Annotated in this window: 24 protein-coding genes; 11 read left to right on the forward strand and 13 right to left on the reverse strand. The window is 67.3% G+C overall.

Annotated features, from left to right (window positions below; genetic code table 11):
• Window positions 1-573 carry a nicotinamide riboside transporter PnuC gene (pnuC, locus tag N7590_RS13955; RefSeq protein WP_053451221.1) on the forward strand — a complete coding sequence of 191 codons (573 nt, stop codon included), beginning with the start codon at window positions 1-3 and terminating at the stop codon, window positions 571-573.
• A gap of 96 nt (window positions 574-669) precedes the next feature.
• Here the strand turns inward: pnuC and N7590_RS13960 are convergent, their stop codons facing one another.
• Both N7590_RS13960 and N7590_RS13965 read right to left on the reverse strand, forming a co-directional pair.
• On the reverse strand, window positions 670-1,086 hold the full coding sequence (locus N7590_RS13960) for a hypothetical protein (RefSeq protein ID WP_164242452.1): 417 nt from the start codon (window positions 1,084-1,086) through the stop codon (window positions 670-672).
• Between the two features lie 151 nt (window positions 1,087-1,237).
• Window positions 1,238-2,212, reverse strand: coding sequence for a Dyp-type peroxidase (locus tag N7590_RS13965; protein ID WP_164242453.1), 975 nt, complete (start codon window positions 2,210-2,212; stop codon window positions 1,238-1,240).
• Between the two features lie 410 nt (window positions 2,213-2,622).
• Here N7590_RS13965 and N7590_RS13970 point away from each other — a divergent pair, with 410 nt between their 5' ends.
• Window positions 2,623-3,543 carry a DUF6624 domain-containing protein gene (locus N7590_RS13970; protein WP_239544468.1) on the forward strand — a complete coding sequence of 307 codons (921 nt, stop codon included), beginning with the start codon at window positions 2,623-2,625 and terminating at the stop codon, window positions 3,541-3,543.
• Window positions 3,544-3,545: 2 nt separating this feature from the next.
• Here N7590_RS13970 and N7590_RS13975 read toward each other — a convergent pair whose 3' ends face one another.
• Complete coding sequence (locus N7590_RS13975; protein WP_164242455.1) at window positions 3,546-4,157, reverse strand: TetR/AcrR family transcriptional regulator; 612 nt, start codon at window positions 4,155-4,157, stop codon at window positions 3,546-3,548.
• 126 nt (window positions 4,158-4,283) lie between these two features.
• On the opposite strand from N7590_RS13975, the gene N7590_RS13980 reads away from it, so the two are divergent.
• Entirely contained in the window at window positions 4,284-5,318 is a 1,035-nt protein-coding gene (locus tag N7590_RS13980) for an aldehyde reductase (protein WP_053512004.1), read from the forward strand.
• A 128-nt stretch (window positions 5,319-5,446) separates the two neighbouring features.
• On the opposite strand, the gene N7590_RS13985 is transcribed toward N7590_RS13980, so the two are convergent.
• The gene (locus N7590_RS13985) at window positions 5,447-6,022 is read right to left on the reverse strand and encodes an Ax21 family protein (protein ID WP_004153562.1); all 576 of its coding nucleotides are present in this window, start codon (window positions 6,020-6,022) and stop codon (window positions 5,447-5,449) included.
• A gap of 534 nt (window positions 6,023-6,556) precedes the next feature.
• On the opposite strand from N7590_RS13985, the gene N7590_RS13990 reads away from it, so the two are divergent.
• Window positions 6,557-6,829, forward strand: coding sequence for a hypothetical protein (locus N7590_RS13990; protein ID WP_053448469.1), 273 nt, complete (start codon window positions 6,557-6,559; stop codon window positions 6,827-6,829).
• A gap of 163 nt (window positions 6,830-6,992) precedes the next feature.
• The gene (locus N7590_RS13995) at window positions 6,993-7,679 is read left to right on the forward strand and encodes a murein L,D-transpeptidase (RefSeq protein ID WP_164241542.1); all 687 of its coding nucleotides are present in this window, start codon (window positions 6,993-6,995) and stop codon (window positions 7,677-7,679) included.
• A gap of 6 nt (window positions 7,680-7,685) precedes the next feature.
• On the opposite strand, the gene N7590_RS14000 is transcribed toward N7590_RS13995, so the two are convergent.
• On the reverse strand, window positions 7,686-8,060 hold the full coding sequence (locus tag N7590_RS14000) for a VOC family protein (protein ID WP_164241543.1): 375 nt from the start codon (window positions 8,058-8,060) through the stop codon (window positions 7,686-7,688).
• 195 nt (window positions 8,061-8,255) lie between these two features.
• Between N7590_RS14000 and N7590_RS14005 the strand changes: the two genes are divergently transcribed.
• Window positions 8,256-8,915, forward strand: coding sequence for a DUF2306 domain-containing protein (locus tag N7590_RS14005; RefSeq protein ID WP_164241544.1), 660 nt, complete (start codon window positions 8,256-8,258; stop codon window positions 8,913-8,915).
• Here the strand turns inward: N7590_RS14005 and N7590_RS14010 are convergent.
• Window positions 8,901-10,028, reverse strand: coding sequence for an AraC family transcriptional regulator (locus N7590_RS14010; protein ID WP_279935654.1), 1,128 nt, complete (start codon window positions 10,026-10,028; stop codon window positions 8,901-8,903). The two genes, N7590_RS14005 and N7590_RS14010, sit on opposite strands and share 15 nt — an antisense overlap.
• A gap of 123 nt (window positions 10,029-10,151) precedes the next feature.
• Complete coding sequence (locus tag N7590_RS14015; protein WP_164241546.1) at window positions 10,152-10,826, reverse strand: Ivy family c-type lysozyme inhibitor; 675 nt, start codon at window positions 10,824-10,826, stop codon at window positions 10,152-10,154.
• Window positions 10,827-10,939: 113 nt separating this feature from the next.
• Between N7590_RS14015 and N7590_RS14020 the strand changes: the two genes are divergently transcribed.
• Entirely contained in the window at window positions 10,940-11,416 is a 477-nt protein-coding gene (locus tag N7590_RS14020; protein WP_204275107.1) for a nuclear transport factor 2 family protein, read from the forward strand.
• A 141-nt stretch (window positions 11,417-11,557) separates the two neighbouring features.
• Here the strand turns inward: N7590_RS14020 and N7590_RS14025 are convergent, their stop codons facing one another.
• The 5 genes from N7590_RS14025 to N7590_RS14045 form a co-directional block, all read right to left on the reverse strand.
• Window positions 11,558-12,583 (reverse strand): NAD(P)H-dependent glycerol-3-phosphate dehydrogenase, encoded by a 1,026-nt coding sequence (locus N7590_RS14025; RefSeq protein ID WP_004153554.1) that lies wholly within the window; start codon window positions 12,581-12,583, stop codon window positions 11,558-11,560.
• 20 nt (window positions 12,584-12,603) lie between these two features.
• The gene (gene secB / locus N7590_RS14030; RefSeq protein ID WP_004153553.1) at window positions 12,604-13,122 is read right to left on the reverse strand and encodes a protein-export chaperone SecB; all 519 of its coding nucleotides are present in this window, start codon (window positions 13,120-13,122) and stop codon (window positions 12,604-12,606) included.
• Between the two features lie 100 nt (window positions 13,123-13,222).
• On the reverse strand, window positions 13,223-13,660 hold the full coding sequence (locus N7590_RS14035) for a rhodanese-like domain-containing protein (RefSeq protein WP_004153552.1): 438 nt from the start codon (window positions 13,658-13,660) through the stop codon (window positions 13,223-13,225).
• Window positions 13,661-13,717: 57 nt separating this feature from the next.
• Window positions 13,718-14,143: a hypothetical protein gene (locus N7590_RS14040; protein ID WP_164241547.1), complete on the reverse strand. Its 426-nt coding sequence runs from the start codon at window positions 14,141-14,143 to the stop codon at window positions 13,718-13,720.
• A 32-nt stretch (window positions 14,144-14,175) separates the two neighbouring features.
• Complete coding sequence (locus N7590_RS14045; RefSeq protein ID WP_008266702.1) at window positions 14,176-14,643, reverse strand: YiiD C-terminal domain-containing protein; 468 nt, start codon at window positions 14,641-14,643, stop codon at window positions 14,176-14,178.
• Window positions 14,644-14,678: 35 nt separating this feature from the next.
• Between N7590_RS14045 and N7590_RS14050 the strand changes: the two genes are divergently transcribed.
• From N7590_RS14050 to N7590_RS14060, 3 genes are all read left to right on the forward strand, one after another.
• Window positions 14,679-15,488 (forward strand): uroporphyrinogen-III synthase, encoded by an 810-nt coding sequence (locus N7590_RS14050; protein WP_053508960.1) that lies wholly within the window; start codon window positions 14,679-14,681, stop codon window positions 15,486-15,488.
• Between the two features lie 107 nt (window positions 15,489-15,595).
• Window positions 15,596-16,573, forward strand: a complete 978-nt coding sequence (locus tag N7590_RS14055) for a uroporphyrinogen-III C-methyltransferase (protein ID WP_053508961.1) — start codon at window positions 15,596-15,598, stop codon at window positions 16,571-16,573.
• A gap of 6 nt (window positions 16,574-16,579) precedes the next feature.
• A complete protein-coding gene (locus N7590_RS14060; RefSeq protein WP_164241549.1) occupies window positions 16,580-17,875 on the forward strand; it encodes a heme biosynthesis HemY N-terminal domain-containing protein in 1,296 nt (431 codons plus the stop codon).
• 154 nt (window positions 17,876-18,029) lie between these two features.
• Here the strand turns inward: N7590_RS14060 and N7590_RS14065 are convergent, their stop codons facing one another.
• Entirely contained in the window at window positions 18,030-19,325 is a 1,296-nt protein-coding gene (locus tag N7590_RS14065) for an acetyl-CoA C-acetyltransferase (protein WP_279935657.1), read from the reverse strand.
• Window positions 19,326-19,418: 93 nt separating this feature from the next.
• Between N7590_RS14065 and N7590_RS14070 the strand changes: the two genes are divergently transcribed.
• Window positions 19,419-20,279 (forward strand): hypothetical protein (locus tag N7590_RS14070; protein WP_279935659.1); only part of this gene is annotated, 861 nt, incomplete at its 3' end.

The raw sequence follows: 20,279 nt of genomic DNA on the forward strand, positions 1-20,279 counted from the left end.
CTGCTCGAGTGGACCGCCGCGCTGTGCAGCATCCTCGGCGTCTGGCTGATGGCCCGGCGCCGGCTGTCGGCATGGCCGGTGGGCCTGCTGTCGGTGACGTTGTACGGGCTGGTGTTCGCCGAGGCCAAGCTGTACTCGGACACCCTGCTGCAGGTCGCCTTCGGCGGCTTCCTGGTCTACGGCTGGCTCAACTGGCGCCAGCACGCGGCCGACGAGGGCAGCGTCCGCATCGTGCCGCTGGCGCGCGGCAAGCTGCTGCGCGACCTGGCCATCGGCCTGTGCGGCGGCGTGGCGCTGGGCGCGGCCATGCACACCTTCACCGATGCCGCACTGCCGTGGCTGGACGCGATGCTGACCGCGCTGAGCCTGGTCGGCCAGTGGTGGCAGGCGCGCCGGCACGTGGCGTGCTGGTGGGTGTGGATCGCAGTGGACGTGGTCTATGTGGGCGCCTACCTGTTCAAGTCGCTGCACGTGACTGCGGCGCTGTACGTGTTCTTCCTCGGCCTGGCCGTGTTCGGCCTGCGCGCGTGGAGCGCGGCCGCGCGCGAGCCACAGGGTGCACCCGTACGTTGATGAGGAGGGCCAGGCTGTGCGCTGGCCATCCACAGTAGAGCCACGCCATGCGTGGCTGAGGGGTCACCAATAGGCGCATCCACGCAGGGCGTGGCCCTACTTCGGTTCCAGCGCCAGGCCCAGCCGCAGCGGCTGGCGCATGTCCGGCGGTGGCGCCTGCAGGGGTGCGGCCAGCAGCGCCGCGCGCAGATCCGCGTCCACCTGCCGGTCGCCCAGGCTGTCGAATTCCAGTTTCGAGATGCGGCCATCGGCGGCGATCCACACGCTGACCGGCAACGGGGCCGGCGTGTCCGGATGCGCCTGCAGCCATTCCAGCACACGCTGGGCCTGCGGGTCCTGCTCCAGCTGCAGGCGCTGCTGCAACTGGCCGCCCACGGCGGCGGCGTAGGCCATCCAGTGCGCAGGAGCGTCCTGCGCGGACACGCTGGCACTCCCCAGTGCCAACGCGCCGAACACCGCGGCCAGCGGACGCCACCAGCGCCGCATGCCGCCCTTGATCCCTGTCCTGGCCATCGCCTGCCTCCTGCGCTCCCATCCAGCGCGCCATGGTCGGCGTCGTAGATGACAGGCGGATGGCGGAGGGTAGAGTCGAGCTTGCTCGACTGCCTTGGCCTGGTTATGGCGCAGTCGAGCAAGCTCGACTCTACGGCCGCGTAACCGGCGATCAGTCGCCCAGATCGGCCAGCACCTTGCGCGCGGGCGCGAAGAAGGTCACGCCGGTGACGGCGGTGGAGAAGTCCAGGATGCGGTCGTGCAGCGGCGCGGGATTGCCGATGAACATGCGTTCCAGCATCGTCTCGATCACCCACAGGCGGCGCGTGTAGCCGATGAAGTAGGTGCCGTACTCGCCACGGCCCGGCGTGGCGAACGGCATGTTGTCGCGCAGGATCTCGTGCTCGCCGTCGGCGTCCTCGATCGTGCACAGCGTCTTGTGCGACTTCTGCGCATCGGCGGGCGCGTCGTCCAGCTCGATGTTGTCGTGCTTGGTGCGGCCGATGATCGCTTCCTGGGCTTCGGTCTTCTGCGCGCGCCACGCATCGAGGTTGTGCAGGTACTTCTGCACCACCACGTAACTGCCACCGGCGTGGTCCGGATCTTCGTCGCCGACGATGGTTGCCTCAGGCAACGACAGCCCTTCCGGGTTGGCGGTGCCGTCGACGAAGTCGAGCAGGTCACGGCCATCGAAATAGCGGAAACCGGCGACGTCATCAACGGTTTCCACCGCATCGCCGAAGGCCATCAGCAGGTTGCGCTCGAACGCCACGATCAGATCCATCGTGCGCGCGCGGATGTGGTACAGCAGGTCGCCCGGCGTGGAGACCGCAGTGTGGGTGGCGCCCTTGATCTCGCGGAACGGCTTCAATTCACGCGGCGGCGCGCTGCCCACCAGCGGCTGCCACACGCGATGGCCGATGGCCACGTTGCAGGTGAAGGTGCGCTCGATCTCGCGGATGGCGGTGTTCTTGATCAAGTCGTCGGTACTGGCCAGCACCTCGCGTGCCTTCGCGATCGAGGCCGCGTCATCCTTCACCTTCAACACCAGGAACGCGGCCGAGTGCGTCAGCGGCGCGGTGATCTGCTGCGGCTCGTTGTCGAGCGTGTGGTTGAGGGCGGTGATCGGTGCGGGCTGGGAGTTCACGACGGTTCCTGCTGGCTTGAGGCGGGCGCATCGCGCGCGGCGATGTGCGGGCGATCATAGCGGAACCCCCCTGCCAGCGACGGAGCGGTTCTCAGTTCGCCACTACGCAGAAGGGGCAGCGGGCGCGAAGGCGTCGCGCGGCTGTCCGCGGGTGATCTCGAATGCGTCCCGCCCTTGCCACGCGATACGCAGGAAGGGTCCGGCCAACAGGCCGCGCTCGCGAAACCAGGCGAAGACCTCGGCAGGGCACCATTCGCGGCCGTCCGAAACGGCAATGCCGCACTCACGCAGTGCGGTTCTCCCTGGCTCCGCGCCAGTGTGCCGCCACCCACAGGGCACGAACACTGGCACACTGCAGGTACCGGCGGCATGGCATTGCCCATGAAGCGGCCTTCATGGAGGAAGACACGTTGGCATCCATCCTCACGCCCCAGCTGGCACCGGCATTGCTTGTGCTGCTGCTGGCTGCAACCGGCAGCACCCATGCGGCCGGGGCCGGTTCGTTCTACGAGGCACTGCAGCGCTATCAGGACGACGACGCCAAAGGCTGTGCCGATGCCCTCGGCGCGATGTACCACAACGGTGAGCGCTTCCCGGACGGTGGCGAGCTGTTGCTGGTCGAATGCACCGCCGCCACCGGTGACCACGCCGCGGCGATGGCCTACGTCATCGCGCTGCTGGGCCAGGACCGCCTTCCCCTCGAGGATCTGCTGCACAAGGATCGCCCAGGCCTGAATGCCCTGCGTGCCGGACCGGAGTGGCCACGGATGCTGGCCCGCGCGGAAGCGATGCAGAAACAACGTGCGGGACTGATGGACGAACCCTTGCGCAGGGAACTGCTCGACCGTGAAGCCCGCGACCAGGCCGCGCAGCATGCAGCCATCGCGGACGGCGGCGGCGAGGCCTTCAAGGGCACCGCACCCGTAGCCAAGGCCAATGCGGAGTGGCTGAAGACCGTGATCGCCGAGAAGGGATGGCCGACCCGTTCGAAGGTCGGCCGTGATGGCGCCAAGGCGGCCTGGCTGCTGGTGCAGCACGCCGACCAGGACCCTGATTTCCAGGCCCAGGTGCTGCCGTTGATCGAACACGCCGCCCAGGCAGGCGAGGCTGACCGTGCCGACGTGGCCCTGCTCACCGACCGCGTGCTGGTGGCGCAGGGCAGGCCGCAACGCTACGGCAGCCAGTTCGTGCAGGGCGACGACGGCGCGATGCAGTTGCGCCCTACCGAAGACATGCCCGGCCTGGACGCGCGGCGCAGCGCCATGGGCCTGCCGTCACTGGCCGAGTACAAGGCGATCCTCGCCGAAAGCTACGGCAAGCCGGTGAACTGATCCTACGGCCCGGCTGCAGACCGCTGGATCAGCCGCTCGAATACCGTACCCAGCAACTCGGCCAGCTCGTCCTCGTCGGCATCGGCAAGGGCCGGCAGCGCGATCATCTGCCGCATCACCTGGAAGCCGGAAATCATCGCCAGGATGAGCGCGGCGCGCTCGGCCCGCTGCGTGCCCTGCAGCGAGGCGGCCACGGTCTCCAGGTGATGCGCGGCGATCTTGTCGCGGCCGATTTCCGCTGCCAGTGGGCTCGATGCGGAATGGAAGGTGATCAGGAATCCGTCCATGGGCGTGGCATCGGCGCGGGTCATCTTCACCAGTGCGCGCGCCAGTGCCTTGCCCGGTTCCGGCTGGTCCATGATGCCGCCGGCAATCAGGCTGCCCTGGGTCATGGTGTCTTCCACCACCTCCGCGAACAGCTGCTCCTTCGAGCCGAAGTAGCGGTTGACCATCATCGCCGTCACCCCGGCCCCGGCCGCGATGTCACGCACTCCAGCACCGTCATAGCCGGACAGGGCGAAGGCCCGGCGTGCGGACGCCAGGATCGCCTCGCGGGTCGCTTCGGCATCACGTTGGCGGGGCTTGCGGGTGGTCGGTGCGGCGGGCGTGTCCATGCGTTAAGTATACAGCTGTAGACAATGACCGACAACGCATGTATACAGCTGTAGACATAGCCACCCATGCCGCTGGATCCGCGTCGGGATGGCCCGCCAATCCCCCCACGTATCTGGAGAGTTCCCATGAAAACGACCGTCCTGGTGACCGGTGGCACCGGCTTCATCGCCCAGCACTGCATCCTGGCCCTGCTCGCGGCCGGCTACGACGTCCGCACCACGGTGCGCTCACTGTCGCGCGAAGCGGAGGTGCGCCAACAGCTGAAGGTCGGTGGCGCCGAGCCGGGCGATCGCCTCAGCGTGGTGGTGGCCGACCTCGGTCGCGACGAGGGCTGGGCCGAAGCCGTTGCCGGCTGCAGCCACGTGATGCATGGAGCATCGCCTACACCCACCGGCGAACAGACCAGCGAAGAACAGTGGGTGCGCCCGGCCGTGGATGGCAACCTGCGCGTCCTGCGCGCGGCGCGCGACGCCGGCGTGCAACGGGTGGTGCTGACCTCGGCCTTCGGCGCGATCTGTGCCGGCCACGGCGACATCGGCCGCCCGTTCAACGAGACCGACTGGAGCGATCTGTCCGCTGATGTCTGGCTCTACCAGAAGTCGAAGACGCTCTCCGAGCGTGCTGCGTGGGACTTCATCGCGCGCGAGGGCGGTGGCCTGGAGCTCTCGGTGGTGAACCCGACCGCAGTGCTCGGCCCGGTGCTGGGCAGCGACTATTCGCACTCCATCCGCCTGGTGCGCAATCTGCTCCAGGGCCAGAAGGGATCGCCGAAGATCAATTGCGGATTCGTGGACGTGCGGGACGTGGCAGACCTGCATTTGCGTGCGATGACCCATCCGGCGGCCAGCGGCGAGCGCTTCATCGCCATCGCCGGGGACAGCCTCTGGCTGGGCGAGGTGGCAAAGATCCTGAAGCAGCGCATGGGCGCCTCTGCGGGCAAGGTCAGTACCCGTGTCATTCCCAACTGGGTGATGCGCCTGGGTGCACTGAAGGACCCGGCGCTGCGTGGCTCGATCCCACTGCTGGGTCGCACCATGAACGCAACCAGCGAGAAGGCGCAGCGCATGCTGGGGTGGTCACCGCGTTCGCGCGAGGACGCCATCGTGGCGACCGCCGAAAGCCTGATCAGGCTCGGGCTGGTGCAGACCCCCGATCACTGAGGCACGGGAGCCAGTGAACGGGATGCCCATAAAAGTGAAGCCCGGCGCGAGGCCGGGCTTCGGTTGGCGTGTGGGAGAGAGAGAGAGAGTCACACGCCAGCACAACACGCACTAACGACAGGCGTTTGTTACCAGGTGAAGCGCGGGCCCACGAACCACTCGCGGTCGCCGGCCTTGGCCAGCTTCACTTCGCCACTCAGGCCCCAGTTCTGGTTGAACTTGGCAGTGGCGCCGACGCGGCCGTAGAACTCGCCGTCCGGGTTGTAGCCGTGCTTCTTGCTGAAATCTTCGTAGCCGGCCATCACGTAGCCTTCCACGTACGGGTTGAACGCGGTGCGCACGCCCACTTCAGTGGAGTAGCCGTTGAAGTCCAGGCCGCGCTTCTCGTCGTACTTCTGGTACGCAACGCGAGCCACCAGGTCGGTGTTCGGTGCGATGCCATAGTTGTAGCCCACGCCCAGGCGCCACTGGTCGACGTCGTTCTTGAACTTGTCGGTCTCCTGCGCGCTGTAGTCGCCGAAGATGTGGAAGTTCGGGTGCACCGCCACGGAACCCTTCACCTTCCAGCCATCGGCGTCGCCGCCCTTGGCATCGGTGTTCACGTAGCCGCCTTCAACGTAGTTGTACGACAGGCCGTCGGTTGCCGATGCAGCGAACGGCAGAGCAGCCAGAAGACCCAGGGCAAGCAGCGAATTCTTGTTCATCGGGACACACCTTTAATTATTTTGGTTTCGTCGACCGCCTCCCGGGAGGGGGAGAGAGAGGAGGCGGTCGACAGGTGTGAATTATCCGTTAGGGGATCTAATCGACCCTGAATATTGAACTGACTGGTATATAAATATGGCTGCCGTTCAGGGAACTCGCCATGCGCCTTTGGCAGCGGCCGCACTCGCGGGCTGAACGATTGCTTCGGCCATCGCATTTCCCGCGAGTGCGTTGCCCAAGCGACGAACAGGCATGCCGCGCTTCGGCAACGCTGCAGCTATGCCTGACGCAAGCGGGGCTGCGTGTGTCTGCCAAGCGAGGATTCCCGCTTCATGCTGATGAATTGGCGGATATGAAGAGGCGCAAGGCGCTTCGATGACGTAGATCAGCTCGCCTGATCCCGCTTGTTAATGTTGGGTCAGCAGCAGGCTTCACAGCCCATCCACGTACTCAAATTGCAGCTGAAAGCGCTTGTCAGCGCCGGGAACAAACGCCGCTATATTCCAGCTTCCCCAGACGAAGGAGGGAGTGGAATGAAACTGACCTCGCAACACCTGAAGATGGCCCGTGCACTCAGCGTGGCGCTCATCGCCACCGTGAGCCTTGGCGCTTGCGCCTCATACAAGAACGAGTTTGCAACCATCAACTCGCGTCTCGATCAGCTCGACGTAAAGGTGCAGGGCGCCGCGCAGAGTGCGGAGTCCGCCAACCAGTCTGCACAGCAGGCCAACCAGCGCCTCGACCAGATCGAAGGCCGCGTCCAGCAGCTTGAAAGGGCACCCGCCGGCCGCAAGCCGCGCGGGTAACCGCTCCCTCACCCCTTGAATTGATCGACCTCAGTATCGGGAACCAGTGGCCTTCGCCGGCCACTGGCATCCTTCCACCCAAGATTGCATTGCAAGGAAAAGGAGCCGTCCCATTCGTACCTTCCCCTCCCCTGCACGCCGCGCCCTGCATGCCGCACTGGTCATGGCGCTGGCCGTTGCGTGCAGCGGCGTAGCCAACGCCAGGGACAAGGACGCACCTGCACCACCGGTGGCCGCCGTTGATGAACTTCCGCCTGACCAGAGCGTGTCCGAAACGGTGATCGAGCTGGCCGGCTGGGTCGTCGCCAGCAAGGACAACCAGGGCTATCCATTTGCGGTCATGGACAAGGCGGCGGCGCAGGTGCTGGTCTTCAGCGGCGAGGGCAAGCTGCGTGGCGCGGCACCGGCGCTGTTCGGATCGGCCATCGGTGATCACTCCGCACCCGGCGTCGCCAAGCTCGCATTGAGCGCGATTCCCGGCCACGACCGCACCACGCCTGCCGGCCGCTTCATTGGCGGCTACGGCCCCTCCGACGATGCCGGGCGCGTGTTGTGGGTGGACTACGATTCCGCGGTCTCGATGCACCCGTTGCCGCCGGGCAGCCCGAAGGAGAAGCGCGCCGAGCGGCTGGCAACACCGACCCCGGACGACAACCGCGTCACCCATGGCTGCATCAATGTCTCGCCCGCGTTCTACGAGCAGATCGTGCAGGCCACGTTCGAGAAGGGTGGCGTGTTCTATATCCTGCCGGACAAGGATTCGATTGCGAAGACGTTCCCGGAATTCGCGCAGAGCAGGGGGGATGCAAAGGGCCAGGACGAAAAGGGTGCGCGGCGCGCAAGCAAGTAATGCGCGCTAACGAGCGCTGTCCCTGTTTTCCATGACCTGCCCGATGCTGAGTTCATTGCCACTTGGGTCCGCCAGGCGGAAATCGCGCATGCCGTAGGGTCTGTCCCCGATCGGGACGACGATCGTGACACCCGATCCTTCAAGGAACCGGTAATAGTCGTCGATACCGGATACGACCAGATAGGCATGGGCTGCGCCTGCCGGCTTGCTCCCGGACCGTTGGGTGAGGGTGATCTCCACGCCGTCGCGGCAGACGGCAGCAATGTCGGCGGGATCACCCCACGACCACGCCAGTTCGAATCCGAGCGTGCCGCAGTAGAACGCGATCGACTCGGCAAGATGGTCTACGGACAGGATGGGAGAGATGGACTCGATCTTCATGGGCGCGGGAACCGTTCCATGTTCGGGTGTTGGCCGATCATAGCGTCCGGCCGGCCTCAGGGCCGGGCTCCTGGAACAGCGTTGGCATTGTCGATGGGTCGCCCTGGCCGCACTCCTCCGCCGGTCCCGGGTACGACTCCGCCGATCCGGACGATTTTCCCGTACGTCGCACCCACGCTGGAACCTCGATCACCAATGCGAGGTTCCGAGATGCCACACCGCTTCCCCAAGGTTGCCCGCTGGACGGCGAGGCTGGTCTTCGCCCTGCTCTGCGCCGCCGTGGCCGCCTATGCCTTCACCGTGCTGTACGGCCAGCCACACGCGGACAACCCGCTGCAGATGAAGTTCGCGGCGTCCGGCCTGGACGTACCCGCCCACCTCTTCGGCGGCGGGCTGGCCTTGTTGCTGGCGCCGTTGCAGATGAACGGATGGATCCAGCGGCGTGTCCCCCGCCTGCACCGGCTGAGCGGTGGGCTCTACGCGTGCGGAGTGCTCGTGGCCGGGCTGGCCGGCTTCTCGCTGGCCCTGCATGCAGAAGGCGGCGCCCCCACCAGCATCGCCTTTGGCTTGTTGGCGCTGGCATGGATGGCCACCACCAGCATCGGGATCGGCTACGCGCTGGCCGGCAACCTCGCCAGGCACCAGCAGTGGATGTGGCGCAGCATCGCCCTCACCGCGTCTGCGGTGACGTTCCGGTTGATCCTGGGCATCGGCCTGGGCGTGCTGCATCTGCCTTTTCCCCCGGTCTATCTGGCCGCCGCCTGGGGATGCTGGGTGTTCAACCTGGCACTCTGCGAACTGGTACTGCGCTGGCCGCGGCGACCGCCGGCCACTGCATTGTCAGCGGCTCGGTGATTGCGGGGTGCCCGCCATCGCATGGCGCTTGCGGAAGGCGCTGGGTGTTTCACCCAGCAGCCGCTTGAACGCCGCGTTGAACGTCGATTTCGACGTGAAGCCGCAGGCATAGGCGATGTCGAGAATGGTCCGGGTGTCAGCGCCATCGGCCAGATGGGAAGCGGCGGCTTCAATCCGCTGGCGATTGATGTATTCCCAGAAATTCCCGCCGAAGCGGCGGTTGATCACCGCCGACACCAGATATTCGGGGTAGCCGGAGCGTCTGGCCAGCTGGCCGATGGTGAGCGCCGGTTCGCGGTAGAGCTGCTGCCCGGCCATCAGCTGCGACAGGCGCACTTCAACCTCGGCAACGCGTGCATCGTCGCTGGCCGGAACCACTTCGCGGTTGGCGGGTGCCGGTTCCGCAACCGGCTCGACCAGCACCGCCGGCTGGGTGAGGCTGAAGTAGCCCATCAGGAATACCCACGCTGCAACGAGGCCGTAGATCAGCGGATAGTCGATCCAGGGAATCCTGACCAGCCATTGCGTGGTGGCAATGAGCCAGATGAGGATCTGCGAGATCGCCATCGCATCGATCCAGTGCAGCGACATCCGGTCCGCATCCGAACGCCGCCGCAGCAGGCCGCGCCGGTAGCGGCCGACCCGCAGCAGACCAGCAATGACATAGGAGAGGCTGTACGCGTACAGCACGATGTTCAGCCGCATCCATTCCAGTTCCGCGATGCCCGGCAGCGTTCGCGCCAGCATGCCCTCGGCCGGCACCAGCCCACGCAGGAAGAAGCCTGCATGCAGCGCCAGCACGATGATGAATCCCGAAAGATGCACAGCATCGCGCCAGCGTACGGCCCTGGCCTCGGTCAGGACCCTGACGTAGACATAGAACAGGCTGCCGTACAGGAACGGGAACAGGCCGACGAACCGCAGCGCCTTGCTGGGTGCCGGGTAGGACGGATCCCAGTAGAGCGCCTTCACCGCCAGATCGATGCCGATCAGCGCGATCCACATCGCCAGCACCCGGTTCGCCCCGGCATTGGCCGGCCGCCGCCACAGGGCCAGGGCAAGCAGCGCGGCCTGCGCGGCGCCAATGGCGAAGACGACGGTCCAGAAAGCCATGGAAGGAGGCCGGTCGGCAACGGGATGGGGGGGGAAGCTTAGCAGCCGGTTTCCGGGCAGAAGAACAGGACGAATGGCCTACGCCCGCCCCGGCATGAGCGGACGTTCCCCGCCGGCATCACCTCATTCGCAGAGCGCGCTGTCTTCCTTCAATGCGGCATCATCCAGCGGGCGGAGCTGTTCGATCTGCTCGCGCTGTTCGGCCGTAGGCTCGCCCAGCCACCACACCCGGCAGCGCGCGGTGAGGCGGCCGACCATCTTCGACTGATCGGGCGAATACAGCATCGCCAGCGCGGTGCCGGGGCAGTCGTGGGCCTGGCAGGCGGTGTAGAACCACCAGGGTTCGCCCTGAAGCACCAGCAGCTCGCCAGGCCCGCTGGGGCCGCTCAACAGGCGTTCGCGCAGCGACGGGATGTCCTTGTCGGCGGATTCGGCGGCCTGCGTACCCTTCATCAATGCATCGAACGCGGCCAGCACCTTCGGGTCCTTGCGGCCACAATCGTCCACCGTGTTACCGCCCACCAGGGTGAAGAAATGGGTCGCCAACGGGTTGTCCTTGCAGGTGAGCTCACGGCCGCCACCGGAGTCTTCCGGCTCGCCTTCGCTGTCCCACACCGACGGATCCACTCCGTCCTCGATGGACGGTTCACTCTCGACCACGGTGGTCGTCGCTGCCGGTGTTCCAGCGGGTGCGGCGGGTGCCACCGCAGGCATCGTTTCGACGGCCTTCTCCGGTGCCTGTCCGCAGGCCGCCAGCAGCGCGACCATCAGTGCCATCCCTGCAACTTGAAACTTCATTCCCTTTCCTTGTCTGATCTGCGATGCATGCGCCACGCCGGCGGCAGCGTGATTCTAACCAGCGGCGCGCTAGGATGCGTTCGCCGCTCCCGTCATCGCCAGGACCTGGACGCATGCGCCGTACACGACTCGCCGTGATCTTCTGCAGTGCCCTGCTGCTGGCATCGCCGGCCATCGCCCACGATGCTGAAGGCGCGAAGCCTGCACCACCGCTTCCCGATACAACCCTGCCTGCGCCGCTGCATCGCGTGCTGCGCGACTACGAACAGGCGTGGCGCAAGGGGGATGCAAAGGCGCTCGCCCGGCTGTTTGCCGAGGATGGCTTCATCCTGCAGAGCAACCAGGCGCCGGTGCGCGGACGCAAAGCCATCGAGGCGGCGTATTGCGGCCAGAGCGGCAGCCCGTTGCGGTTGCGCGCGTTGGCCTATGCCGTGGAAGGGAACGTCGGCTACATCATCGGTGGCTACACCTTCGGCAACAACGTGAGGGACACCGGCAAGTTCACACTGACGCTGAAGCGCGTGGGCGATGGGCCATGGATGATTTTCTCGGATATGGACAACAGCAACGCGCCGCCACGGGCGCGGTGATGGATTCCGCCGGGCGTTGTCCGGCGCTACTGGGCGCCAACCAAGGTTGGCGGCTACCAGAAGCGGTTTCCGTCGTAGATCCACGCCATGCGTGGATGGGGTGCATACAAAAACCCCGGCGCATGGCCGGGGTTCTTCGATTCACTTGAACAGCGTGTCCGGATATTCCGGCTTCTGTTCCCGCGCCAGCAGCGCGCGCAGGCCTTCTTCCGGCGTCTGTTCGCCGTGCAGCACGGCACGCACGCGGTCGGAGATCGGCAGGTCGATGCCATGGCGGCGCGCCTGTCGCATCACTTCGTCGGCGGTCTGCACCGACTCGACCACCTGGCCGATCTCGCGCACGGCATCCTGCAGCGTCTGGCCACGGCCCAGGGCCAGGCCCAGGCGGCGGTTGCGCGACAGGTCGCCGGTGCAGGTCAGCACCAGATCGCCGAGGCCTGCCAGGCCCATCAGCGTTTCCGGCTTGGCGCCGATCGCAGCGGCCAGGCGCAGCATTTCGTTGAGGCCGCGGGTGATCAGGCCGGCACGGGCGTTGAGGCCCAGCTGCATGCCATCAGCCACGCCGGTAGCCACGGCCAGCACGTTCTTCATCGCGCCGCCCAGCTCGGCACCGACCATGTCGTCGCCGGTGTAGGCGCGGAACGCCGGGCCGTGCATCGCCTCGGCCACCGCCTGCGCGAACTCGGGCACGTCGCCGTGCACGGTGATCGCGGTCGGCAGGCCCTGGGTCACTTCCTTGGCGAACGACGGCCCGGTGACAACGGCCAGCGGCACGTCCTCACCCAGCACTTCGCGCGCCACTTCATGCAGGAAGCGGCCCGAACCGGGCTCGAAGCCCTTGGTGGCCCAGGCCACGCCGGCACCGGCCGGACGCAGCGGCGCCAGCGCGCGCACGGTTTCGCCGAACGCGTGCGACGGGGTCACCACCAGGATCCAGGCCGCACCTTCCACCGCCGACGCCAGATCGGTGGTGGCACGCAGGCTGTCCGGCAATGGAATGCCCGGCAGGTAGCGCGGGTTCTCATGGCGCTGGTCGATGGCTTCGACCACGGCCGCATCACGCCCCCACAGCACGGTCGGGTGACCGTGCCGTGCGAGCAGGCTGGCCAGCGCGGTTCCCCAGGAACCGGCGCCGAGCACGGCGATCTTGTCAGCGGTAGTGCTCATCCGTGACGTCGCGGCAGGAATCAGGCGTTGCCGGCCGGCTCGGAGTCAGCCAGCGACGGTGCGTCGCCCTGCTCCTGGCGCTGGCGCAGGGTTTCCGCGTACAGGCCTTCGAAGTTGATCGGCTGCAGGAAGAACGGCGGGAAGCCGCCGGCCTGGATCAGGTCGCTGACCAGCTGGCGCACGTACGGGAACAGGATGTTCGGGCACTGGGTGCCGAGCAGCACGTCGATCGACTGCGGGTCCAGGCCGACCAGGCCGAACACGCCGGCCTGCTTCACTTCGGCCACGTAGGCGGTGCGCTCACCGGCCTGGCAGGTCAGAGTGACGGCCAGCACGACTTCGAAGGCGTTCTCGCCCAGGCGCTGCACCTGCTGGTTCAGGTTGAGCTGCAGTTCCGGCTGCACCTGGTCATTGAAGATGGTCGGAGCGTTCGGCGACTCGAAGGAGACGTCCTTGACGTAGATCTTCTCGACGGTGAAAGCGGGGCCGGTGGCGGCATCGACCGGCGCAGCGGCGCCGTTGGTGATCTCTTCGGACATTTCCAGTAACTCCAGATAAATGCAATGAAAACGAGGGTCGAATTACTGCGATGGGGGCGGCATCAGGCCCATACAAGGCCGGATGCGCCACCTGCGGCAATCAGTTGCGGCCCTTGACCAGCGGCAGCTCGGCCTGCTGCCAGGCGGGAATGCCGCCATCGAGCACGTAGACCTTTTCGAAACCGGCCTTCTTCAGCGCCTTGGCGGCGGTTTCCGAGGCGTTGCCGCTGCGGCACACCAGCACCACCGGCGACTGTTTGGCATTGGCCACCAGCTTGTTGTCCGGGCCGAAGGCACTGGCCTGGGCGTTGCGGCTGCCGGCGATGTGGCCCTTCTCGAAGTCACCGCTGGCCGACAGGTCGACCACCACCGTGCCGCCCGCGTTCATCAGCTGGGTCAGTTCGGCGGGTTTGATGCCCTTGAAGCCCCGGAATAGGCGGCGGATCTCGGTGACGATGATGGCCACGGTCAGGCCGACCAGGGCCGCGGACAGCATCGGGTTTCGGCCTGCAAAGGCCAGCAACTCTTCGTAATTCACTCAGGTCACGGGTCGATTAAGCGGGCGCCGATTGTCGCACAAGCCGGACGCGGCCCGTCACTGCCCCTTCCACAGGTCCGGCAGGCCGGCGGACTGCCACCAGCGCTTGGCCTCCGGGTCCCAGCGCCAGCGCTCGACCACGACCACGGTGCGCTCGGCCTGGGTGTTCTGGTTGATCACCCCGATTTCGACGCGACGCTCGACCTCGCCCCCATCCAGCGAGGCGCTGCTGCGCTCGCGATAGGACGACACGCGCAGCTGCGCGTAGCGGTTGAGCTCGAACTCGGTCGGCGGCTTTTCCTTGCGCAGCTTCGGGTCCAGGTAACCGATGGCATCGTCCATGCTGCCCCAGCGGATGGTCGCCCCGTAGGCGATCTGGGTCTCTTCCAGCAGCTTGCGCTGCTTGCGGCTGAGGTCGTCGGCCGAGGCCACGGCGCTGGCCAGCAGCAGGGAACAGATCAGGAACTGGATGAGGCGGCGCATCGGTGGTTTCCCCAGAACGTCAGCCTGCCATCCTACCCTTTGGCGAAGGCAACGAAGCGACCGCTGAACTCGGCAGCAGGCTTGCCGTCGGCACCGGGCTGGGTGGCGATAATGCTGATGCGGGCCTTGCGGCGCTGGCGGAAGGTATTCAGGAAGGCGTCCCAGCCGCTGGCTTCGGCGGCTTCGGCATGGGCGTGCAGGTCTTCGTAGACCGGTGCCAGGTAGCGCAGGTTGCTGTCGGCCACGTAGACCTCGGCATCGTGGCCGGCCAGGCGCAGGCGCAGGCTGACCAGCGCCCAGCCGGACAGGGTCAGTACCGAGGCCAGGCTGCCACCGAAGGCGTTGCCCTTGTCGTTGACGTTGGCGGCCAGCGGCGCGGTGATGCGCAGCACGCCATCGGCATAGCCGTCGAGCTGGATCTGCATGGCGCGGACCGCTGGCATGCAGTCCAGTACGTCCTGCAGGGCGGCCAACGAGGAAGTCAGGGCATCAACGGACATCGGAGCAGCGACCACGACAACGAAGGGCCCGCATAATGCAGGCAATGGCCGACCATACGATACCCACTGGCGCCGCTGGCTCCGACGCGGCCTGGACCCTGATTTCACTGCGCCCGCAAGGCCAGCATGTGGCGCTGCGCCGCGCCGTTGCTGGGCTGGGCGGGCATGTTTTGGCCCTTTCACCGTGGCGGTTGCAGCGCCTGCACGGCACGCCCGTGGTGCGCCAGCTGCAACGCGCGCTGAACTGCGATCGCGTGGTGTTCACCAGCCCGGCCGCGGTTGCTGCGGCCGCTTCCCTGCTGCGGCTGGCCGAGGCGCAGCGCAGCCCGTGGCTGACGGTGGGCGAAGGCACCGCGCGCGCGCTGCAGGCACACGGCATTTCCGACGTGCATGCACCACAGCGGATGGACAGCGAAGGCCTGCTGGCGCTGCCGGTACTGGCAAACGTGCAGGGCCTGCGCATCGGCCTGGTGACCGCGCCCGGTGGCCGCGGCCTGATTGCCGCGCAGCTGCGGGCGGCCGGTGCCCGCATCGAACGCGCCGACGTTTACCAGCGGCGCCTGCTGCGCCTGGCGCCGCGCACGCTGGCGCGACTGGCGCATTCAGCCTTTCCGTGGGTGCTGGCGGTCAGCAGCGGCGAAGCGCTGCAGCATTTCTGGCAGCAACTTCCAACCGCATTGCAGCAGCGCCTGCAGGCGCACGCGACCGCAGTGGTGGCCAGTGATCGCCTGGGTGAACAGGCGCGGGCGCTGGGCCTGCAGCACGTGGTGCGCGCGGCCGGCCCCACCACCGCACAGCTGGTGGCGGCTGCACACGCCACGCTCACCGTCCCGGCAGCGACCTGAACAGGGACGTGGGTCACGCTTGCCGCTGTCGTCGGCAACAGTGATGCTGTGCACAACGCGGCCTGCCGGTCCCCCACCACCGGCGACGTTGCCGACAAGGAAGCCCGATGAACGACACTCCGCCCGTTTCCCTACCCCGTCGCTCCGCACGCTGGCTGCTGCCGCTGGCCGGTGTGGCCGTGCTCGGCGCGGGCGGCTACGCGGGCTGGTACTTCTGGCAGCAACAGCAGCGCGAACAGGCGGCGCAGGCGCAGACCACCGCCGTGCAGCTGCAGGGCCTGGAGGCCACGCTGGATGCGCTGCGCCGTGACCAGCGCGCGACCAGCCAGCGGCTGCAGGACGCGGCCACCACCAACCGCGTGCTGCGCGACGAGATGCTCGGCCTGTCCCAGCGCAGTGCACTGCTGGAAGAAAACCTGGCCAAGCTGGCCGACAGCGCCAACCAGGGCCGGCAGGCGGTGCAGCGCGACGAGGCCGAGTTGCTGCTGACCCAGGCCGCGCAACGCCTGAACTACGCCGACGATGTGGATGGCGCACGCCGCCTGTATGCCCAGGCCGCCACTGCGCTGGCCGATCTGCCCGACAGCGATGGCCTCAACCTGCGCCAGGCGCTGGTGCAGGAACGTGATGCACTGGATGCGCTCGGCGCCGGCCCGCGCGTGCAGTCGTTGCAGCGCCTGGATGCATTGGCCAAGGCCTTGCAGGGCCTGCCCTCGCAGGTGACCGGCAACGCTGCGCCGCCGACCGCCAGAGCCTGGTGGCAGGCCACGCTGGCACCGTTCGTGGACATCACCCCGAGCCGCCAGAACGGCCCGCTGACCGCCGCCGAACGCCGCAATGCCGACGATGCGCTGCAGCTGGAACTGACCCTGGCGCGCGCCGCGATCGAGCGCGGCGACCGTGCTGGCCGTGATACCGCGTTGGTACGCGTGGAGCATTGGGCGCAGCGGCGCTGGCCGGATTCACCGGCCCTGCGCGCACAACGTGCTGAACTGAAGGCCTTGCGCGAGCTTCCGCTGCAGGCCAGCAACACCGTTCTTGGCAGCACCCTGCAGCAACTTCGCACCCAGACCGACCGGAGGTAATCCCGCATGAAACCCCTGCAATCCCTGGTCGTGCTGTTGCTGGCCGTGGCCATCGGCGTAGTCGCCGCGCAATGGCTCGGCGCCGATGACCTCAACCGTTTCGGCGAAGTGATCCTGCGATACGGCGGCTACGACTACCACAGCAACCTGCCGAAGGTCGCGTTGCTGGCGGTGATTGCGGTGCTGGTGCTGTGGCTGCTGTGGAGCCTGATTGCCGCACCGTTCCGGGCCTGGGGCCGTTACCGCCGCAAGCAGGGCCGGGTGCGCCTGATCGACGGCCTACAGGCTTACGAGCACGGCCAGTGGCAGCGTGCGGAGAAGCTGCTGGACGGCGCCGCCAAAGACCCCGAAGTGAGCGCAGTGGCGCTGGCCAACGCCGTGCGCAGTGCGCAGGCACGGGCCGACGGCCCTGCCGGCGAAGCACTGCTGCAGCGCCTGGGCGAAAGCGATGCCACCCTGCAGGCGCTGCTGCGTGCAGAACAGCTGCTGGCGCGTGATCTGCCGGTGGATGCGATCAACGCGCTGGACGTGGCCGCGATCCAGCCGCTGCCGCCGCGTGGCCTGTGGCTGCGTACCGAGGCACTGGCGCAGGCCGGGCGCGCACACGAGGCCTATGGGCAGCTGGGCGCGCTGCGGCAGAGCAAGGTGCTGCCGACCGATGCCAGCAGCGAACTGGAAGCACGCCTGGCAGCGCAGGCGCTGCTGGAAGCGGCCGACGTCAACGCGCTGGCCGCGCAGTGGGAAGCCACGCCGAAGGCACTGCGGCCGACGCCGGACGTGGTGGGCGCCTATGCCAGCCGAGCGGTGGCCCTGAACTGGGATGAGCCGGCACTGCTGGCGCTGGAACAGGCGCTGGACCAGCGCTGGGATGATGAACTGGTGGCGCTGTATGGCCGCCTCCCGGCCGAGCGCCTGGCCACCCGACAGGCCAACCTGCAACGCTGGCGCAACGTGCATGACGGCTCGGCCGCGCTGCGCCTGGCGCAGGGCCGCGTAGCACTGGCGCAGCAGCAGTGGGATGCCGCCGACGCGTTCCTGCATGAGGCGATCGCCAGTGGCGCCGGAGCACCGGCATGGGAAGCGCTGGGTGAACTGTTCGCACAGCGTGGCGAGCACGCACTGGCCGCGCAGTGCCTGGCCAATGCGCTGCGCCTGCAGCGCGGCGAAGACAGCGTGGCGCTGGTACGCGGCAACGAAACGCCGCTGCGTGCCACGGTGGAAGAGCAACCGATTGCGGTGCAGCCGCCGGTGTATGACGCCAACGAGGAGCGCGACGAATTCGGCAACCCGCGGTTGCCCTGATCGGTAGTGCCGGCCGCTGGCCGGCATCCACCGGCGAATCTGGCACCGTGCCAAGCAAGCTTGGCACCCACCAGAGCAACCATCCGGGCAACAACAAAACGCCGCCCATCGGGCGGCGTTTTTGTTGTTAGATCCACGCCATGCGTGGATGCGATCAGCGTTCGACGATCGCCACCACGCCCATGCCGCCGGCGGTGCAGATCGAGACCAGCGCGCGGCCGCCGCCGCGTTCGGCCAGCTGCTTGGCGGCGGTGGCGATCACGCGTGCGCCGGTGGCGGCGAACGGGTGGCCGGTGGCCAGCGATGAACCCAGCAGGTTGATCTTGTCCGGGTCGATGCGGCCCAGCGGTGCATCCAGGCCCAGGCGGTTGCGGCAGTAGTCCTCGCTCTCCCACGCACGCAGCGTGCACAGCACCTGCGCGGCGAAGGCTTCGTGGATCTCGTAGATGTCGAAGTCCTGCAGGGTCAGGCCGTTGCGCTTGAGCATCTCCGGCACGGCAATGGTCGGTGCCATCAGCAGGCCTTCGCCATGCACGAAGTCCACCGCCGCCACGTGCGCATCGCGCAGGTAGGCCTGCGGCTCGTGGCCGTGCGCGCGCGCCCATTCTTCGCTGGCCAGCAGCACCGCAGCGGCACCGTCGGTCAGCGGCGTGGAGTTGGCGGCGGTCAGCGTGCCGCGGCCGGACACCTTGTCGAACGCCGGCTTCAGCGTGGCCAGCTTTTCCAGCGAGGTATCCGGGCGCAGGGTGTTGTCACGCTCGACACCACGGAACGGGGCGATCAGGTCGTTGAAGAAGCCGCGCTCATAGGCCGCGGCCAGCTTCTTGTGCGAGGACACCGCCCACTCGTCCTGCGAGTCGCGCGAGATGTTCCATTCCTTGGCCATGTCCTCGCAGTGGTCACCCATGCTCTTGCCGGTGCGCGGCTCGGCCACGCCCGGGAATTCGGGCTTCAGTTCGGAGAACTTGAAGCCGGAGGTGAGCGCGCGGATCTTGTCGCCGGTGCTCTTGGCACGGTTGGCAGCCAGCAGGCGCGCGCGCAGCTTCTTGCCGTACACAATCGGCACATCGGAGGTGGTGTCCGAACCACCGCCGATGCCCGATTCGATCTGGCCCAGCGCGATCTTGTTGGCCACGGTGATGATGCTGTCCAGCGAGGTGCCGCAGGCGCGCTGCAGGGTGATGCCTGGGGTCAGCGGCGACAGGCCGGAGGACAGCGTGGCTTCGCGGCCCAGGTTCCAGTCACTGGAGTGCTTGATCACCGCACCCATCGCCACTTCACCGAGCTGCTGGCCGTGCAGGCCGAAACGTTCGACCAGCGCGCCCAGCGTACGGACCGACATGCCGAGGTTGCCGACATCCGAATACGCGGTGTTCTGGCGGCAGAACGGAATGCGGACGCCACCGAGGATGGCGACGGGACGAGCGTTGGGCATGGAGATACCTGGCATGGATGAGGGTGTCTGCAACATGGCCTGCACGACGGAGCAGGCATAATGGAGCCAAGTGTAGCTGCCGCCCTGTGATGGGCCAACCGTGGAACCATGAGCAAACCCGACCCCGCGATGAATGCCCTTGGCGTGCTGGCCCTGGAACTGGCCGGCGGCGAAATCCCCCGCCAGGCGGTACTCAGCGCCGAACAGGCCGGTGAACTGGCCGAACGCGTCGGCCGCGACCTGTCCAAGCTGGTGCCGCAGGTGGCCGAGCTGGACCTGGTGTTCGCCGCCGCGCATTTCGACCCGGCCGAAGTACTGCGCCCGGGCTGGCCGATCCACCGCCGCCTGGAAGAACTGCAGATGCGTGCGCCAGGCCGTAACCAGGGCCCGCGCCTGCTGGCCTTCGGCACCGATGCCAACGGCGACGTGCCGCTGCCGTTCCAGGCCGATGCCAGCCTGGTGGGCGGTGGCCTGCGCGTGGTGCCGTTCCTGCTGACCGGCAGCGATGTGGCCACCACCAACGCGGTGGCCAATGCGCTGGAGGAAACCCTGCTGGCCAATGGCATGGCGCACGCCGATACCGCATTGATGGCGCAGAACACCTTCGGTGCCCGCATCGAGCACGCGCGCTATTTCACCGTGAACGACTTGGCCGCGATGATGTCGATGCAGTACGACAACCAGGGCCTGGCCGCGCTGTGGCCGCTGATCGAGACCGCGATCATGGCGCCGGGCGAGGACGAATGGCTCAACGCGGCGCCCGAGCCGCTGCTGCGCTACACCCATGGCGAGGCGCGCATGGCGCTGTTCGATCCGGCCGGCTGGTGCGCGCACTACAACCACAGCAACAACGACTGTGACCGCCTGAAGGGCATCTACGAGCAGTTCCTGATGCGACAGCGGCAGATGGCCGCGGTGCTGGAAGCGCACGGCGTGCCGGTGCTGTTCGTGCACTGCGAGGCCGGGCAG

Source organism: Stenotrophomonas sp. GD04024 (assembly GCF_029837545.1).
Lineage (GTDB): Bacteria > Pseudomonadota > Gammaproteobacteria > Xanthomonadales > Xanthomonadaceae > Stenotrophomonas > Stenotrophomonas forensis.

What these genes read in the sequence shown, in the direction of transcription:
- N7590_RS13990 (WP_053448469.1), top strand. Translation starts at nt 6,557, where the DNA reads ATGAAACTGACCTCGCAACACCTGAAGATGGCCCGTGCACTCAGCGTG.
- N7590_RS14065 (WP_279935657.1), bottom strand. Translation starts at nt 19,325, where the DNA reads ATGCCAGGTATCTCCATGCCCAACGCTCGTCCCGTCGCCATCCTCGGT.
- N7590_RS13980 (WP_053512004.1), top strand. Translation starts at nt 4,284, where the DNA reads ATGAAAACGACCGTCCTGGTGACCGGTGGCACCGGCTTCATCGCCCAG.
- N7590_RS14040 (WP_164241547.1), bottom strand. Translation starts at nt 14,143, where the DNA reads ATGCGCCGCCTCATCCAGTTCCTGATCTGTTCCCTGCTGCTGGCCAGC.
- N7590_RS13995 (WP_164241542.1), top strand. Translation starts at nt 6,993, where the DNA reads ATGGCGCTGGCCGTTGCGTGCAGCGGCGTAGCCAACGCCAGGGACAAG.
- N7590_RS14015 (WP_164241546.1), bottom strand. Translation starts at nt 10,826, where the DNA reads ATGAAGTTTCAAGTTGCAGGGATGGCACTGATGGTCGCGCTGCTGGCG.
- N7590_RS13975 (WP_164242455.1), bottom strand. Translation starts at nt 4,157, where the DNA reads ATGGACACGCCCGCCGCACCGACCACCCGCAAGCCCCGCCAACGTGAT.
- N7590_RS14055 (WP_053508961.1), top strand. Translation starts at nt 15,596, where the DNA reads ATGAACGACACTCCGCCCGTTTCCCTACCCCGTCGCTCCGCACGCTGG.
- secB (WP_004153553.1), bottom strand. Translation starts at nt 13,122, where the DNA reads ATGTCCGAAGAGATCACCAACGGCGCCGCTGCGCCGGTCGATGCCGCC.
- N7590_RS14060 (WP_164241549.1), top strand. Translation starts at nt 16,580, where the DNA reads ATGAAACCCCTGCAATCCCTGGTCGTGCTGTTGCTGGCCGTGGCCATC.
- N7590_RS13985 (WP_004153562.1), bottom strand. Translation starts at nt 6,022, where the DNA reads ATGAACAAGAATTCGCTGCTTGCCCTGGGTCTTCTGGCTGCTCTGCCG.
- N7590_RS14005 (WP_164241544.1), top strand. Translation starts at nt 8,256, where the DNA reads ATGCGAGGTTCCGAGATGCCACACCGCTTCCCCAAGGTTGCCCGCTGG.
- N7590_RS14010 (WP_279935654.1), bottom strand. Translation starts at nt 10,028, where the DNA reads ATGGCTTTCTGGACCGTCGTCTTCGCCATTGGCGCCGCGCAGGCCGCG.
- N7590_RS14000 (WP_164241543.1), bottom strand. Translation starts at nt 8,060, where the DNA reads ATGAAGATCGAGTCCATCTCTCCCATCCTGTCCGTAGACCATCTTGCC.
- N7590_RS14020 (WP_204275107.1), top strand. Translation starts at nt 10,940, where the DNA reads ATGCGCCGTACACGACTCGCCGTGATCTTCTGCAGTGCCCTGCTGCTG.
- N7590_RS14045 (WP_008266702.1), bottom strand. Translation starts at nt 14,643, where the DNA reads ATGTCCGTTGATGCCCTGACTTCCTCGTTGGCCGCCCTGCAGGACGTA.
- N7590_RS14050 (WP_053508960.1), top strand. Translation starts at nt 14,679, where the DNA reads ATGCAGGCAATGGCCGACCATACGATACCCACTGGCGCCGCTGGCTCC.
- N7590_RS14025 (WP_004153554.1), bottom strand. Translation starts at nt 12,583, where the DNA reads ATGAGCACTACCGCTGACAAGATCGCCGTGCTCGGCGCCGGTTCCTGG.
- N7590_RS13960 (WP_164242452.1), bottom strand. Translation starts at nt 1,086, where the DNA reads ATGGCCAGGACAGGGATCAAGGGCGGCATGCGGCGCTGGTGGCGTCCG.